The 14,801-nt window shown below is 68.2% G+C and carries 14 protein-coding genes; 10 read left to right on the forward strand and 4 right to left on the reverse strand.

The features are described 5' to 3' along the window. The 8 genes from Q8N10_RS18265 to Q8N10_RS18300 all read left to right on the forward strand — a co-directional run. Nucleotides 1-2,004: serine hydrolase (locus Q8N10_RS18265; protein ID WP_305663971.1), on the forward strand; the 2,004-nt coding region annotated here is incomplete at its 5' end. Nucleotides 2,005-2,211: 207 nt separating this feature from the next. Continuing rightward, nucleotides 2,212-3,870 carry a flagellar basal-body MS-ring/collar protein FliF gene (fliF, locus tag Q8N10_RS18270; protein ID WP_304781789.1) on the forward strand — a complete coding sequence of 553 codons (1,659 nt, stop codon included), beginning with the start codon at nt 2,212-2,214 and terminating at the stop codon, nt 3,868-3,870. Next, nucleotides 3,870-4,901: a flagellar motor switch protein FliG gene (gene fliG / locus Q8N10_RS18275; RefSeq protein WP_304781786.1), complete on the forward strand. Its 1,032-nt coding sequence runs from the start codon at nt 3,870-3,872 to the stop codon at nt 4,899-4,901. Before fliF ends, fliG begins: the two co-directional genes overlap by 1 nt. Beyond that, nucleotides 4,901-5,554, forward strand: coding sequence for a flagellar assembly protein FliH (locus Q8N10_RS18280; protein ID WP_304781783.1), 654 nt, complete (start codon nt 4,901-4,903; stop codon nt 5,552-5,554). The genes fliG and Q8N10_RS18280 overlap by 1 nt, the downstream gene beginning before the upstream one ends. A gap of 5 nt (nt 5,555-5,559) precedes the next feature. After that, the gene (fliN, locus tag Q8N10_RS18285; protein WP_215338970.1) at nt 5,560-5,895 is read left to right on the forward strand and encodes a flagellar motor switch protein FliN; all 336 of its coding nucleotides are present in this window, start codon (nt 5,560-5,562) and stop codon (nt 5,893-5,895) included. Nucleotides 5,896-5,923: 28 nt separating this feature from the next. Beyond that, complete coding sequence (locus Q8N10_RS18290) at nt 5,924-7,294, forward strand: sigma-54-dependent Fis family transcriptional regulator (protein ID WP_304781773.1); 1,371 nt, start codon at nt 5,924-5,926, stop codon at nt 7,292-7,294. 59 nt (nt 7,295-7,353) lie between these two features. Further along, nucleotides 7,354-9,453 (forward strand): flagellar biosynthesis protein FlhA, encoded by a 2,100-nt coding sequence (flhA, locus tag Q8N10_RS18295; RefSeq protein WP_304781769.1) that lies wholly within the window; start codon nt 7,354-7,356, stop codon nt 9,451-9,453. A gap of 95 nt (nt 9,454-9,548) precedes the next feature. Continuing rightward, nucleotides 9,549-9,929, forward strand: a complete 381-nt coding sequence (locus Q8N10_RS18300) for a DUF4282 domain-containing protein (protein WP_304781766.1) — start codon at nt 9,549-9,551, stop codon at nt 9,927-9,929. Between the two features lie 24 nt (nt 9,930-9,953). Here Q8N10_RS18300 and Q8N10_RS18305 read toward each other — a convergent pair whose 3' ends face one another. From Q8N10_RS18305 to Q8N10_RS18320, 4 genes are all read right to left on the reverse strand, one after another. After that, nucleotides 9,954-10,991 (reverse strand): endo-1,4-beta-xylanase, encoded by a 1,038-nt coding sequence (locus Q8N10_RS18305; protein ID WP_304781762.1) that lies wholly within the window; start codon nt 10,989-10,991, stop codon nt 9,954-9,956. Continuing rightward, on the reverse strand, nt 10,988-11,401 hold the full coding sequence (locus Q8N10_RS18310) for a flagellar export protein FliJ (protein ID WP_304781758.1): 414 nt from the start codon (nt 11,399-11,401) through the stop codon (nt 10,988-10,990). The genes Q8N10_RS18305 and Q8N10_RS18310 overlap by 4 nt, the downstream gene beginning before the upstream one ends. Next, nucleotides 11,398-12,735, reverse strand: coding sequence for a flagellar protein export ATPase FliI (gene fliI / locus Q8N10_RS18315; protein WP_304781755.1), 1,338 nt, complete (start codon nt 12,733-12,735; stop codon nt 11,398-11,400). The genes Q8N10_RS18310 and fliI overlap by 4 nt, the downstream gene beginning before the upstream one ends. A 69-nt stretch (nt 12,736-12,804) precedes the next feature. Then, nucleotides 12,805-13,200 (reverse strand): hypothetical protein, encoded by a 396-nt coding sequence (locus Q8N10_RS18320; protein ID WP_304781752.1) that lies wholly within the window; start codon nt 13,198-13,200, stop codon nt 12,805-12,807. A 223-nt stretch (nt 13,201-13,423) separates the two neighbouring features. On the opposite strand from Q8N10_RS18320, the gene Q8N10_RS18325 reads away from it, so the two are divergent. Beyond that, the gene (locus Q8N10_RS18325) at nt 13,424-13,738 is read left to right on the forward strand and encodes a LytTR family transcriptional regulator DNA-binding domain-containing protein (protein WP_304781749.1); all 315 of its coding nucleotides are present in this window, start codon (nt 13,424-13,426) and stop codon (nt 13,736-13,738) included. A 230-nt stretch (nt 13,739-13,968) separates the two neighbouring features. Further along, the gene (gene ctrA, locus Q8N10_RS18330) at nt 13,969-14,664 is read left to right on the forward strand and encodes a response regulator transcription factor CtrA (protein ID WP_304819868.1); all 696 of its coding nucleotides are present in this window, start codon (nt 13,969-13,971) and stop codon (nt 14,662-14,664) included. Nucleotides 14,665-14,801: the final 137 nt, after the last annotated feature.

Consider the following 14,801-nt stretch of genomic DNA (forward strand, 5'->3'; position numbering starts at 1 on the left):
GCGCGCCCGGCCGCCGCCGCGCCCGCATCTGCGGCCGCCACGACCGCTCCCACCTCCAGCCTGACCACCATCGCGCCGGCAGCGCCGCTGGCCGCCTCCGGGGCGCGCCTGGCGCCGGGCCAGCCCCTGCCGCCGGCCGAACTTGAGGCCTATGTCGACGGCGTCGTGAAGGACGCCATGGACCGGGAGCACATCGCCGGCGTCACCGTCTCGGTGATCCAGGACGGTCAGGTGGTGCTGAAGAAGGGCTACGGCTTCGCCAGTCTCTCCCCGGTCCGCAGGGTCAATCCTGACACCACGCTGTTCCGTGTGGGCTCGATCTCCAAGACCTTCACCTGGATCGCCCTGATGAAGGAGGTGGAGGCCGACCGCATCCGCCTGGGCCAGCCGATCAACCTCTACCTGCCTGAACAGCTGCAGGTGAAGGACCAGGGGTTCCACACGCCGATCCGCGTCCGCAACCTGCTGGACCACTCCACGGGCTTTGAGGACCGCGCCCTGGGCCAGCTGTTCGAGAAGAACCCCAGCCGGGAGCGGTCGCTGGCCGCCTATCTGCGCCAGGAGCGGCCTCGCCGGGTCCATACGCCGGGCGCGGTCGCAAGCTACTCCAACTATGGCGCGGCGCTGGCCGGCCAGGCGGTGTCCTACGCCTCGGGAAAGCCCTTCGAGCGGCTGATCGAGGAAGAGATCTTCCTGCCTCTCAAGATGAACCACACCACCTTCCGCGAGGCGCGTCCGATGGAGGCTGGGCTGCCGGCGCCCATGCCTGACGCCCTGCAGGACGACCTCTCGGAAGGCTATCGCTGGACGCCCACCGGCTACAGCGCGCGACCCTACGAGTATATCGGCCACATCGGGCCGGCCGGCTCGGTGTCCTCCACCGCCGGCGACATGGCGCGCTACATGCAGATGCTGCTGAACGGCGGCAGCCTGGACGGCGCGGTCATCTACGGCCCGCGCGCCGCCAAGGCCTTCGCGACGCCGCTGCGGCGAACCGCGCTGGGGATCAACGGCTGGCTGCATGGCTTTGCCACCTACGACCTGCCCGGCGGCCATCAGGGCTTCGGCCATTCCGGCGGCACCCTGTCGTTCCTGTCGAACATGGTGGTGGCGCCGGACCTGAAGCTGGGCGTGTTCATCAGCACCAACACCGAGACCGGCGGTGATCTGGTCACGCGCCTGCCCGAGCGCATCGTGGCCCAGTTCTACGCCCCGCCGATGCCCTTCCCGCGCAAGGGTGTCCCGGCCCTGGTGGACAACCGCAAAGCCTATGAAGGCTACTATCTGGGCACCCGGCGCGCCTATCGCGGCCTGGAGTCCTTCGTCGGCAAACTGATCAGCGGCGTCTCGGTCAGCGTCACCGACGACGGCCGCCTGGTGACCTCCGGCGGCATGGGCGACCCCGCCCGCAGCTGGGTTCCGGAGGGCGATCCGCTGAGCGGCCGCTTCATCTCCACCACGGGTGCAGAGCGCCTGAGCTTCGAGGTCGCAGACGGCAAGGCGGTCAGTTTCAGCCGGGCGACCGGGGCCTCCACCTTCGAACGCACCGGCTTCTGGAACCGCCCCACGACCCTGCTGATCCTGGCGGCCCTCACGGCCCTGGCCTCGGCCGCCACCCTGGGCGGGGTGCTGCTGCGCAACCGCCGCGAATTCCGCGAGACCGGGATCCAGAGCCGCGCCAGCCTGATCCAGAACATCCAGGCCGCGCTCTGGCTGACTTCGATGGTGCTGTTGCTGGTCTGGGCGTCGAAGACCAGCGACCTGGCCAACATCATGTACGGCTGGCCCGGCGCGACCCTGGTGATCGCCTCGGCCTGCGCCTTCGTCGCCACCCTCCTGACGGCCGGCACCCTGCTCATGGCGCCCGCCGTATGGCGCGGTGGCCGCCGGGTGGACAGCTGGACCCAGGCCCGCAAGGCCGGGTTCACCTTCACGGTGCTGCTCTATACCGCCTTCTGCGTGGTCCTGGGCCTGTGGGGCGCGCTGGCCCCCTGGGGCGGCTAAGCGCAACCTCGCCGGACGGGAATCCACGAGGCAAACGGCGCGCGTCTTTGGCGCGTCGCCCCCTGAGACCTGCGACATTGCGTCCTTCGGTCCGCGACAGCGAAGCTGAAATGTAAACGCGTCGTTTACCAAGCACTGGGTAAATCCTGCCTAGCGGCGGGCGCATTCTGTGACGGCCCCCCGCTTTGAAACAGGGACGGCCTCGCGTTGAACAGTTTCGTCGCCTCCTTGCAACGGTTCGGTATCGGACGGGTCGCAGCCCTGCTGGGCATCGGCATCGGCGTGGTCGCCGCGATCGTCGCGCTGTCCATGAACCTCGGCCAGCCCAAGTCCCTGCTCTATTCGAACCTGGACCTGAAGGAGGCCGGCGCCATCACCGCGGCCCTCGACCAGGCCAATGTGAAATATGAACTCAAGGGCGACGGCTCCACCATCCTGGTGGGCCGCGACGAGGTGGCCTCCACCCGCCTGCTGCTCTCGGGCAAGGGCCTGCCGACCTCGGGTTCGGTAGGCTACGAGATTTTCGACAACGCCAACGCCATGGGCCAGACCGACTTCGTCCAGCAGCTGAACCGCCAGCGCGCGCTGGAAGGCGAACTGGCCCGCACCATCCAGGCCCTGGACGGCATCACCTCGGCCCGGGTCCACCTGGTCCTGCCCAAGCGGGAGCTGTTCGAGGAAGAGGCTGAGCAGCCGTCGGCCTCGGTCAGCATCGGGGTTGGTGGCCGCCAGCCGAGCGCTGACCAGGTGCGCGCCATGCAGAACCTGGTGGCCGGCGCGGTTCCCAACCTGAAGCCCGACCGGGTGACCGTGGTGGACCAGCACGCCAAGACCCTATCGGGCGGCGAGGCCGGGGACGCCATGGCCGCCGACGGCCGCAAGAGCGACGTCGAACAGCGGATCACCAAGACCATCAAGGCCCTGGTGGAGGGCATGGTCGGCGCCGGCAAGGCCCGGGTCAACGTCACCGCCGACCTCGATCTGTCGCGGGTCACCATCGCCGAGGAAAAGTTCGATCCGGACGGCCAGGTGATCCGCTCTGAATCCACCACCGAGGAAACGGCCAAGGAAAACGGGCCCGCCACCAATGGTCAGGCCACGGCCGCCAACAACATCCCAGGCGGAACCGGGGCGGAGGGCGACAACAGCATCTCCAACAGCGGCAGCACCGAATCCACCACCAACTACGAGATCTCCAAGACCACCCGCACCGAGGTGAAGGAGCCCGGCCAGCTGAAGCGCATCTCCGTGGCGGTGGCCGTCGACGGGGTCACCGCGCCCGGCAAGGACGGCAAGCCCGGCGCCTACACGCCTCGCAGCGCCCTGGAGATGGAGCGCCTGGAGCAGCTGGTGCGCACCGCCGTGGGCTACGATGAGGCCCGCGGCGACCAGGTGACCGTGGTCAATGTCCGCTTCCCCTCCTCCGTCGACGCCGACGGGACAACGGCGGCCAGCCCGCTGATGGGCTTCGACAAGAACGACATCATGCGCGCCGCCGAACTGGGGGTGATGGCCATCGTGGCCCTGGCCATGATGATCTTCGTGGTCCGTCCGATGCTGAGCGGCGGCGGTCGCGGCGGCGCGGTGGCCGGCGGGCTCCCGGCCCTGACCATGGCCAGCGCGCCGCAGATGACCCGCATCATCACCACCGCCGATGGCCAGCCGATGCAGGTGGCCGTCGATCCGACCACCGGCCAGCCGCTGGCCCTGCCCGGCCCCGGCAACGAGCTGGAGCAGCGGATCGACATCGCCCGCATCGAGGGCCAGGTGAAGGCGTCCTCCGTCAAACGCGTCGCCGAGTTCGTCGACAGCCATCCTGAAGAGTCGGTGTCGCTGCTGCGCACCTGGCTGCATGAGACCACCTGATGGCGATCGGCTCCAAGGGCAAGGCGATCACCGATCCGACCCGGCTCAGCGGGCCGGAGAAGGCCGCCGTCATCCTGCTGGCGCTGGGCGAGGACCACGGCACCATCTGGCAACAGCTGGACGACGAGGAGATCAAGGAGATCTCCCAGGCCATGGCCGGCCTCGGCAACGTGGCGGCTTCGGTGGTCGAGCAGCTGCTGGTGGACTTCATCTCCGGCATGTCCGGCGCCGGCGCGATCATGGGCTCCTTCGAGCAGACCCAGCGCCTGCTGGCGGCCTTCCTGCCGGCCGAGAAGGTCGACACCCTGATGGAGGAGATCCGCGGTCCGGCGGGTCGCACCATGTGGGACAAGCTGGGCAACGTGAACGAGGCGGTGCTCGCCAACTATCTGAAGAACGAATACCCGCAGACCGTCGCCGTGGTGCTGAGCAAGGTGAAGTCCGAGCACGCCGCCCGCGTCCTGGCCGCCCTGCCCGAGGACTTCGCCCTGGAGTGCGTCACCCGCATGCTGCGGATGGAGCCCGTGCAGCGCGAAATTCTCGACAAGATCGAGCAGACCCTGCGCACCGAATTCATGTCGAACCTGGCGCGCACGTCCAAGCGCGACAGCCACGAGATGATGGCCGACATCTTCAACGCCTTCGACCGCCAGACTGAGGCCCGCTTCATCGCCGCCCTGGAAGAGCGCAACCGCGAGAGCGCCGAGCGCATCCGCGCCCTGATGTTCGTCTTCGAGGATCTGTCCAAGCTCGATCCCGGCGGGGTCCAGACCCTGTTGCGGGCGGTGGAGAAGGATCAGCTGGGCCTGGCGCTCAAGGGGTCCTCCGACAGCCTGCGGGAGATGTTCTTCTCCAACATGTCCGAGCGCGCCGCCAAGATCATGCGCGAGGACATGGAGAGCATGGGCCCCGTGCGCCTCCGCGACGTCGACCAGGCCCAGATGGCCATGGTGCAGGTCGCCAAGGACCTGGCCGCCAAGGGCGAAATCATGCTGGCCGGCGCCGGCAGCGATGATGAGCTGATCTACTGATGACCAGCGATATCCCCCACGAAAAGTTTGGCTTCGACACCGTCTTCGACGGCGCGGGCGATGTCGCCTTCGCCGCCCCGCGTCCGAAGCGCGCCTACACCGCCGAAGAGGTCGAGGCCGTGCGCCAGACCGCCTTCGCCGCTGGCGAAAGCCAGGGCCTGGCCTCCATGGCCGCCTTGCAGGCCCAGTCCCTGTCGCGGGTGGCCGACGCCGCGCGCGCCGCCCTGCCGACCCTGGCGGAGGTCGCCCATGAGCACCGGCTCGGCTCGGCTCACCTGGCGCTCGCCTGCGCCAAGGCGATCGCCGACGCCGCCCTGGCCCGCTTCCCCGAGGCCCCGATCCTGGCGGCGCTCGAGTCCCTGGCCCGCGAGATCGAGGCCGCGCCGCGCCTGGTGGTGTCGGCTTCTCCCGATCTCGCCGTCGTGCTGGAGCCCCTGCTGGCCGAAGTCGCCCAGGGCATCGGCTATGCCGGGGCCATTCACATCAAGGAGGGCGCCGGTCTCAGCGGCGCCGCCTTCACCCTCGACTTCGGCGACGGCGCGGCGGCCTACGACCCCGCGGCCGCGGCCGAGCGCGTGGCGGAAGTCCTGGAAGCGGCGCTCGCCGCCGAGGGCCTGCACGCCGAACCCCTTATTCCTGGAAGTGAAGGCTGACCCCCATGGCCGAGAACGGACTTGAGCTCGACGAATTCGCCCCCGGCGATCCGCTCGCCGACATGTCGATGGACATGGAGGACAAGACCGCCACCGACCTGGCGCCGGTCTTCGACGTCCCGGTCTCCATTTCCGCGGTGCTCGGCCGCGCCACCATGTCCGTGGCCCAGCTGCTGCAGCTCAGCTCCGGCAGCGTGCTCGAGCTCGACCGCAAGGTCGGCGAGGCCATCGACATCTACGTCAACAACCGCCTGGTCGCCCGGGGCGAGGTCGTCATCGTCGACGAACGCCTGGGCGTGACCATGACGGAAATCATCAAGGACGGGGACTCGGCGGCCTGACGGCTGCTGGTGTCTGAGGAGATTTGATATGCGGCTTCTGGTCGTCGGAAAATTGAACGGGCAACTGTCCACCGCCGTGAAGATGGCGATGTCGGCGGGCGCCAAGGTCAGCCACGTGGAGACCATCGCGGCCTGCACCCACGCCCTGCGCGCGGGTCAGGGGGCCGACCTCCTGCTGGTGGACTATGACCTCGATATCGCCGCCCTGATCGCGGCCAACGAGGCCGAGCGCATCCGGGTGCCGGTGGTGGCCTGCGGTGTCGACGCCGATCCCAAGCGGGCCGGCGACGCCATCCGCGCGGGCGCCAAGGAGTTCATCCCCCTGCCCCCCGAGGCGGAGATGATCGCCGCGGTGCTGGCCGCCGTCTCCGACGACAACAAGCCCATGGTGGTGCGCGACGCCGCCATGCAGGCCGTGATTTCCCTGGCTGATCAGGTGGCCGGCTCGGAAGCCTCCATCCTGATCACCGGCGAGAGCGGCTCGGGTAAGGAAGTCATCGCCCGCTACGTCCACCAGAAGTCGCGGCGGGCGTCCAAGCCCTTCATCTCGGTCAACTGCGCGGCCATCCCCGAGAACCTGCTGGAGAGCGAGCTGTTCGGCCACGAGAAGGGCGCCTTCACGGGCGCACTCGCCCGCCGCATCGGCAAGTTCGAGGAGGCCAACGGCGGCACCCTGCTGCTGGACGAAATCTCCGAGATGGATGTGCGCCTGCAGGCCAAGCTGCTGCGCGCCATCCAGGAGCGTGAGATCGACCGGGTCGGCGGCTCCAAGCCGGTGAAGGTCGACATCCGCATCCTGGCCACATCCAACCGCGACCTCGTGCAGGCGGTGAAAGACCATACCTTCCGCGAAGACCTGCTCTATCGCCTCAATGTCGTGAACCTGCGCCTGCCGGCCCTGCGCGAGCGGCCCGGCGACGTGGTCGCCCTGGCCGAATTCTTCGTCAAGAAGTACGCCGCCGCCAATGGCGTCGCCGAGCGCCCGCTTTCGGGGGAAGCCAAGCGCCGCCTGGCCGGCCACCGCTGGCCGGGCAATGTCCGCGAGCTGGAAAACGCCATGCACCGCGCCGTCCTCCTGGCTGTCGGCCCGGAGATCGACGAGGCCGCCATCAGACTGCCCGACGGCCAACCCCTGGCCGCCCCGGACCCTGGCTCGCGCACGGCCTACGCCGCCGCCACCGCCGCCGAGTCGGCGACCCGCAACTTCGTCGGACAGACCGTGGCGACCATGGAACAGCAGCTGATCATCGACACCCTGGAGCACTGCCTGGGCAATCGCACCCACGCGGCCAACATTCTCGGGATCTCCATCCGGACCCTGCGCAACAAGCTCAAGGAATACAGCGAGGCCGGCGTCTCGGTCCCCGCGCCGCAAGGCGCGGGCGCTCACGCCGCCTAGTCGTCTGATCTTGCTTTCGGCCTGACCTCTTCGGAGAGCAGGCGTTTCGGATTCCCACCATGGCTGACGTCCCCGCAGGTTACGGCACCAACCGCCCCTCCGCCGGAGAGGTGTGGAGCTGGATCGCGCGTGGCGAGGTGGCCCTGGCGATCGGCGTCATCGGCGTCATCGTCCTGCTGATCCTGCCGATCCCGGCTTTCGTGCTGGACGCTCTGCTGGCGCTTTCGATCACCAGCGCCGTGCTGATCCTGATGACCTCGCTGCTGATCACCCGCCCGCTCGAATTCACCGCCTTCCCGACGGTGCTGCTGGTCTCCACCCTGTTCCGTCTGGCGCTGAACATCGCCTCGACCCGCCTGATCCTGGGCCACGGCCACGAGGGGGCGCACGGGGCCGGCAAGGTCATCGAGGCCTTCGGCGACCTGATGACCGGGGGCAGTTTCGCCATCGGCCTGATCGTCTTCGCCATCCTGGTGCTGGTGAACTTCGTGGTCATCACCAAGGGTTCTGGCCGGATCGCCGAAGTCGCCGCCCGGTTCACCCTGGACTCCATGCCCGGCAAGCAGATGGCGATCGACGCCGACCTGTCCTCGGGCCTGATCGACGAGGACCTGGCCAAGAAGCGCCGCAAGGAGCTGGAGCAGGAATCGACCTTCTTCGGCGCCATGGACGGCGCGTCCAAGTTCGTGCGCGGTGACGCGGTCGCCGGCCTGGTGATCGTCGCCATCAACGTCATCGGCGGCATCCTGATCGGGGTGATCCAGCACAAGGTGCCCATCGCCGAAGCCGCCGCGACCTACACCATCATGACCATCGGCGACGGCCTGGTGAGCCAGATCCCCGCCCTGATCATCTCCATCGCCGCGGGTTTCCTGGTGTCCAAGGCCGGCGTCGACGGCTCGGCCGACAAGGCCCTGGTGACCCAGTTGGCGATGAACCCCATCGCGCTCGGCATGGTCTCGGCCACCGCCGGGATTGTCGCCCTGATCCCCGGCATGCCGATCATCCCCTTCGCCGTCGTCTCAATCGCCGCCGGCGTGCTGGCCTGGCGGCGGGGGCACGCCAAACCCTTGGTTCCCGAGCAGAACTCGCTCACCGTCGCCGCTCCCACCGCCGAAGAACAGGAAGAACCGATCAGCCAGACCCTGGCCATCGATGAGATCAAGATCGAGCTCGGCTATGGCCTGCTGCCGCTGATCAACGACCTCGAGGGCCGTCGCCTGACCGACCAGATCAAGGCCCTGCGCCGGACGCTGGCCACCGACTACGGCTTCGTGATGCCGGCGGTGCGCATCCTCGACAACATGCGGCTGGCCAGCCAGGGCTACATGATCCGCATCAAGGAGATGGAGGCCGGTGGCGGCGAGGTTCGCCTGGGCTCCCTGATGGCCATGGACCCGCGCGGCGGCCAGGTGGACCTGCCGGGCGAGCACATCCGGGAGCCGGCCTTTGGTCTCCCCGCCACCTGGGTGGATGACAGCCTGAGGGAGGAGGCCACCTTCCGGGGTTACACCATCGTCGACCCGGCCACCGTGCTGACCACGCACCTGACCGAGATCCTCAAGGAAAACATGCCCGACCTGCTCTCCTACGCGGAGCTGCAGAAGATGCTCAAGGACCTGCCGCCCGAGCAGAAGAAGCTCGTGGACGACCTGGTGCCCCAGGTGGTGTCAGCCACCACCATCCAGCGCGTCCTGCAGGCCCTGCTCAAGGAGCGGGTCTCGATCCGCGACCTGCCCTCGATCCTGGAGGGTATCGGCGAGGCCGCGCCGCACACCCAGTCCATCACCCTGCTGGTGGAACAGGTCCGCGGTCGCCTGGCGCGCCAGCTCTCCTTCGCCCACCGCGGCGACGACGGGGCCCTGCCGATCATCACCATGTCGGCCGAGTGGGAGAACGCCTTCGCCGACGCCCTGATCGGCGCCGGCGACGAGAAGCAACTGGCGCTGGCCCCCTCGCGCCTGCAGGAATTCATCCGGGGTGTGCGCGACAGCTTCGAACGCGCGGCGCTCAACGGCGACTCACCGGTGCTGCTCACCAGCCCGCAGATCCGCCCCTATGTCCGCTCGATCATCGAACGCTTCCGCGGCCAGACCCCGGTGATGAGCCAGAATGAAGTACACCCCAAGGCCCGCCTCAAGACGGTCGGGACGATCTAGGCGCTCCGTCAACGTGTGGGCCGTTGCAGGCGCGCTTTTCCACTGGTAGCGGTTTCGCCCACGGGGCGATTGTCTGCTCCGAGCTTGGACATCGCATGCGGCCATCCAAACCCAAACTCCGGCACGGCGCGGGCGCAAGTCTCTTCTGGGACCTGCTGACCTTCGAGCGGCTGATGACCAACCAGGTCATTCACCTGATCTATTGGGCGGGCCTCGGGGTCATCGCCCTGATCGCCTTTGGGTTCATCGGCACCGCGGTCGGCGTGGCCCTGCGCGAAGAGCTGCTCATGGGTATCCTGCTGGCCGCCAGCGTGCTGGTGGGCGGTTTCCTGGTGGTGGCCGCCCTGGTGCTGCTGTGGCGTTCGTTCTGTGAACTCTATGTCGCCCTGTTCCGCCTGAGCGACGACCTGCACGCCATCCGCCAGGCCACCGACGCGGAACACTCAGTCCGACCTCCGCCCGCTCCGCAGGGGTAGTGTTTCAGAGGGGGCTAGGGCCTCTCAGCCCAATCCCTGAACCCAAGCAGCGGCCGCCGGCTTGGGATTTCCATTCACATCGAAGAGCAGGGGCGCGTCGGCCCCATCCTCTCTCTTGCGCCAGGATTCCTGGTCCCGCAGTCCCCAGGTGGTGAAGGCGAACTGCTGACGTTGCGGCAGGGCCGAGAAGGCCTCGGCCGCCTCGCGGTAGAGGTCAGCCTGGCGGGTCAGGCGTTCATTGCGGTCGCCCCCCTCCTGCAGGGAGACGTCCATCTCCGAGATATGGATCGGCAGGCCCAGGGAGGCGAGGTCGGCGATGGCCGCCTTGATCAAGCCCCTCTGGTCGCCCGCCGCCAGGTGGGTCTGGGTGCCCAGGCCGCCCAGGGGCGCGCCGGCCTTCAGCAGCGCCTCGGCCAGCTTGAGGAACGCCGTGCGCTTCTTGGGGTGGGTTTCGAGGAAGAAGTCGTTGAGGAACAGCACGGCGCCGGGATCGGCCTCGCGGGCGTGCTGGAAGGCCAGCACCATGTGCTCCAGCTTGCCGAGCTTGCGCGCCCAGAGGCTGTCGCGCCAGCCGCTGCCGTCGTCCAGCACCGTCTCGTTGATCACGTCCCAGCCCACCGCCTGGCCGCGATAGCGCCCCACCACCGCCAGGATGTAGTTGCGGTAGGCGTCGGCGAAGCTGACTCGGCTCTCGTCCAGCTCGGTGAAAGCCGCCGGAGCCTGATCGTACCAGACCAGGGTGTGGCCGAAGAGGCGCAGGCCGTGGGTCTTGGCGAAGGCGGCGATCTGGTCGGGCCCATCGAAACGGAAGGAGCCGTCCGGCTGGGCGATGTACTCCATTTTCATCTCCCACTCGGGCGTGAGTTGGGAGACCTGCTCGACGAGCAGCCGCACGAGATCGCGGTCCTCAAGATGGACGGCTTGAATGCAGACCCCCACCGGGAACGGCGCGATGCTTTTCAAAGGTGGAAGGCTGACCGGCCCGGTCTGGGCGTCGGCGCCGCAGGCCGCCAGGGCCAGGGCGGAGCCGACAAAGGCCCGCCGATGCAGGCCGGAACTCATCGCGCCCCGGCGGCCCGGCGCAGGCCCAGTTCGTCGAGGGCGGCGGTCTCGAGCTTGGCGACCTGCTTGGCGCGGGCCTTGGCGATGCCGTCGGCCACCTGCTCGTATTTCTTCTGCTCTTCGTAGGCCAGCGAGAGCGCGTCGCGGGCGCCGGCTTCCTCGTCGGCGATACGGTTGATCTCCACCTGGGTCGCGGCCTTGCGGACCCGCAGGCCCTCCAGGAAGCCCACCTGATACCAGCCGTGCTCGGCGTCCTCACGGGCGCGCTGCGACTCCGCCTCGCCCTCGGCCTCCAGCAGGACCAGCTTCATCTCGGCGGCCATGCGTCGGTCGGTGATCTCACCCAGGCGCTTTTGCAGGATTTCGACCTCATAGGTCGAAAGCTTGATCAGACTGTCTGCCCAGCTCATGCGGCCTCACTCATAAGAATTTCGGCCAGGCGTTCGAAGCTTTCTTCGAGGCCGCAGGCCTCGTCCTTGTCCTGGCCAAGGAAGGCTTCCAGTTGCGGGTTCAGGGCGATGGCCCGGTCGACCGCGGGATCGGCGCCGGTGCGGTAGGCGCCGATGCGGATCAGCTCCTCCATATTGGCGTAGGCCGCCAGGGTCTGACGGGCGTTGGTGACGATCTGACGCTCGTGCGGCAGGTGGCAGCCCGGCATGGTCCGGCTGATGGACTTCAGCACGTTGATCGCCGGGAAGCGGCCGCGCTCGGCGATGGCGCGCTCCATGACGATGTGGCCGTCGAGGATACCGCGCACGGCGTCGGCGATGGGTTCGTTGTGGTCATCCCCGTCCACCAGCACAGTGAAGATGCCGGTGATGGGCCCCGCCGTGGTCCCGTCCGGACGGACGGGTCCGGGTCCGGCGCGTTCCAGCAGCTTGGGCAGCTCGGTGAACACGGTGGGAGTATAGCCCTTGGTGGTGGGCGGCTCGCCGGCCGCCAGGCCGATCTCGCGCTGGGCCATGGCGAAGCGGGTGACGCTGTCCATCATGCACAGGACTTCGAGGTCCTGGTCGCGCAGGAACTCGGCGATGGCCAGGGTCATGTAGGCCGCCTGGCGGCGCTTCAAGGCCGGCTCGTCGGAGGTGGCGACCACGACGATGGCGCGCTTGAGGCCTTCCTCGCCAAGGGTCTCCTCGATGAACTCGCGGACTTCCCGGCCTCGCTCGCCGATCAGACCCACGACGACGACGTCGCAGTCGGATTCCTTGGCCAGCATGGAGAGCAGCACTGACTTGCCGACGCCGGAGCCGGCGAAGACGCCGAGACGCTGTCCACGGCAGCAGGTGGTGAAGACGTTCATGGACCGGACGCCCAGGTTAAGCCGCTCCCCCACCCGACCACGGGCATGGGCGGCCGGCGGCGCCGCGCGCAGGGAATAGGCGGCGGGGCCTTGCGGCAGGGGGCCGAGGCCGTCGATGGGGTCACCGAAGGCGTCGATGACGCGGCCAAGCCAGGCCCGGGTCGGGCGGACGGCCGAACCCATGGGATCAATGCGGATTTCCGCCCCGGGGGCCACGCCCTCGACAGGGCCGAACGGCATCAGCAGGGCGCGGGTTTCACGGAAGCCGACCACCTCGGCCTGGAGGGGCTTGTCGGCGCGGCGTTCAATCTCGGCGCGGGCCCCGACCGACAGCCGGGTCAGCCCGCCGCGGGCTTCGATCAGCAGGCCGTTCACCGCCGCGACGCGCCCCGAGACGGTCAGCGGATCGAGACGCTCGACGGCTGCGACGAGGTTGCGCAAGACGGGGAACTCCGGGGGAACTTTTCAGCCCCACAGAGTCCGCCCGACGCTGTTAACCGGTGGTGAAGATCACCCCATCCGGCGCAGGCCTGCAGCGATGCGCGCAGCGGCCTTCGGATAGCGCGCGGCGAGCTTGGCCGTGCCCAGGGGGCGGCGGGCGGCGGCCCGGATCAGGGCGGGCCGAACCGTGTGGGCCAGCAGAGGTTTCGCGGTGCGGGCGATGGCGCCTCGCCCGGCGAAGGCGGCGATGGCGCCGATGGCCAGACCGCCAAGGGCGATGGCCAGGACCGGGTGGGCCTTCACGTGGTCGCGGAAGGTCGGCTTGGCCTTGAGCTGGACCCCGGCCAGGGGATCGCCGGTGACGGCGTCATTGGCGGCGCCACCGAGGGAGGCGGACCCGGCCTCCAGGTCCTCGTTGAGGACGGGGGCGAGGCTGACGCGGTCGTTGGAATAGGAGGCGGGCATGGGGTGGCCTTTCGAATTCGAGGGCTTCGACCGTCCAAACTCCCGAGGCGCCCGGCTGTTCCGTCCAAAACGACGCTTGCGACCGCGACGACGGCCGGCGGCTCGCCGACCAGGCCCAGGTCCGCGGCGTGGCCGCCGAAGCGATCAAGGATCGACAGCCCGAGGATGCGCACGGCGTCGGCGGCCACCACCCTCCCCTCGCCAGGCTGATGGTGAGCGCAGCATGACCAAGATAGGGCGCCAGCAGAACAAACCTCGCAAACAGCCGCCCTCCGGGGCGCCGGCGGCGCGCAGGACGAAGCCGCCGCCGGAGGCGCCCGGTTCGGCGTTAATCTTGATGCGGCTTTCGGACGCGGTCTCCCGCACCGGCGGCGAGGGGCTTCAGGTCCATAGATCCTGGTGGGTGGCGAAGGGCGCGATCCGCCATGTGAGCCGCGAGCGCCACAACCTCAGACTCAACCTATTGAACGGACTCGAGCTTCCGGTCGCCCGCCGCGCCGTCACACGCCTCAAGGACCTCGACCTGGACCCCGGCTGACGAACGCCCGCCGGATGGCCAAGCCTGTCCAATCACAAAAGATTCACCCCGCCTGCGACTCTCCGCCCGGCGGCCGCGCTTGCTGGAGATTCGGAAATCGAGTTAACGATTCGGTCAGAGGCCTTTCACTATTAACCGGTCTTAAATTAACTCGCTGGCAAGGTAGCCGTGAGGGACGACGTGGATTCCGAAGAATCCAATTTTAGGCGCGGGCGGTTCAGGAGAATTTTATGCGCGTACTGTTGATCGAGGACGACAGCGCTACTGCGCAGAGCATCGAGTTGATGCTCAAGTCGGAAGGCTTCAATGTCTATACGACGGACCTTGGCGAAGAGGGCGTGGATCTGGGCAAGATCTACGACTACGACCTCATCCTGCTGGACCTGAACCTGCCCGACATGAGCGGCATGGACGTGCTCCGCACGTTGCGGGTCGGCAAGATCAACACCCCGATCATGATCCTGTCGGGCTCCGCCGAGATCGACACCAAGGTCAAGACCTTCGGGGCCGGCGGCGACGACTACATGACCAAGCCCTTCCACAAGGACGAGCTGGTCGCCCGCATCCACGCCGTGGTCCGCCGCTCCAAGGGCCACGCGCAATCGGTCATCAAGACCGGCGATATCACCGTGAACCTCGACGCCAAGACCGTCGAAGTGAACTCCAGCCGCGTCCACCTGACCGGCAAGGAATACCAGATGCTGGAGCTGCTCTCGCTCCGCAAGGGCACCACCCTCACCAAGGAGATGTTCCTCAACCATCTCTACGGCGGCATGGACGAGCCCGAGCTGAAGATCATCGACGTGTTCATCTGCAAGCTGCGCAAGAAGCTGGCCGCGGCCGCCGACGGCAAGCACCACATCGAAACCGTCTGGGGCCGCGGCTACGTGCTGCGCGACCCCCAAGAGACCGCCGTCGCGGCCTAAAGACCGCAAGCGTTCCACCTCCAGGAATTCGGCAGAGCGCCCGCCCTCACCGGCGGGCGTTTCTGTTTGCGCCTCACACGTGCCGGGGTTTGCGTCCCAGGGGGCCGAGCCGCTAACGTCCGCGCCTGTCGCTGGGG

Source organism: Phenylobacterium sp., from assembly GCF_030693625.1.
GTDB lineage: Bacteria > Pseudomonadota > Alphaproteobacteria > Caulobacterales > Caulobacteraceae > Phenylobacterium > Phenylobacterium ferrooxidans.

Bases quoted from the DNA above. Each gene is read 5' to 3' on its own strand.
- fliG (WP_304781786.1), top strand. From the start codon at position 3,870: ATGGCGATCGGCTCCAAGGGCAAGGCGATCACCGATCCGACCCGGCTC.
- Q8N10_RS18280 (WP_304781783.1), top strand. From the start codon at position 4,901: ATGACCAGCGATATCCCCCACGAAAAGTTTGGCTTCGACACCGTCTTC.
- fliN (WP_215338970.1), top strand. From the start codon at position 5,560: ATGGCCGAGAACGGACTTGAGCTCGACGAATTCGCCCCCGGCGATCCG.
- Q8N10_RS18290 (WP_304781773.1), top strand. From the start codon at position 5,924: ATGCGGCTTCTGGTCGTCGGAAAATTGAACGGGCAACTGTCCACCGCC.
- flhA (WP_304781769.1), top strand. From the start codon at position 7,354: ATGGCTGACGTCCCCGCAGGTTACGGCACCAACCGCCCCTCCGCCGGA.
- Q8N10_RS18300 (WP_304781766.1), top strand. From the start codon at position 9,549: ATGCGGCCATCCAAACCCAAACTCCGGCACGGCGCGGGCGCAAGTCTC.
- Q8N10_RS18305 (WP_304781762.1), bottom strand. From the start codon at position 10,991: ATGAGTTCCGGCCTGCATCGGCGGGCCTTTGTCGGCTCCGCCCTGGCC.
- Q8N10_RS18310 (WP_304781758.1), bottom strand. From the start codon at position 11,401: ATGAGCTGGGCAGACAGTCTGATCAAGCTTTCGACCTATGAGGTCGAA.
- Q8N10_RS18320 (WP_304781752.1), bottom strand. From the start codon at position 13,200: ATGCCCGCCTCCTATTCCAACGACCGCGTCAGCCTCGCCCCCGTCCTC.
- Q8N10_RS18325 (WP_304781749.1), top strand. From the start codon at position 13,424: ATGACCAAGATAGGGCGCCAGCAGAACAAACCTCGCAAACAGCCGCCC.
- ctrA (WP_304819868.1), top strand. From the start codon at position 13,969: ATGCGCGTACTGTTGATCGAGGACGACAGCGCTACTGCGCAGAGCATC.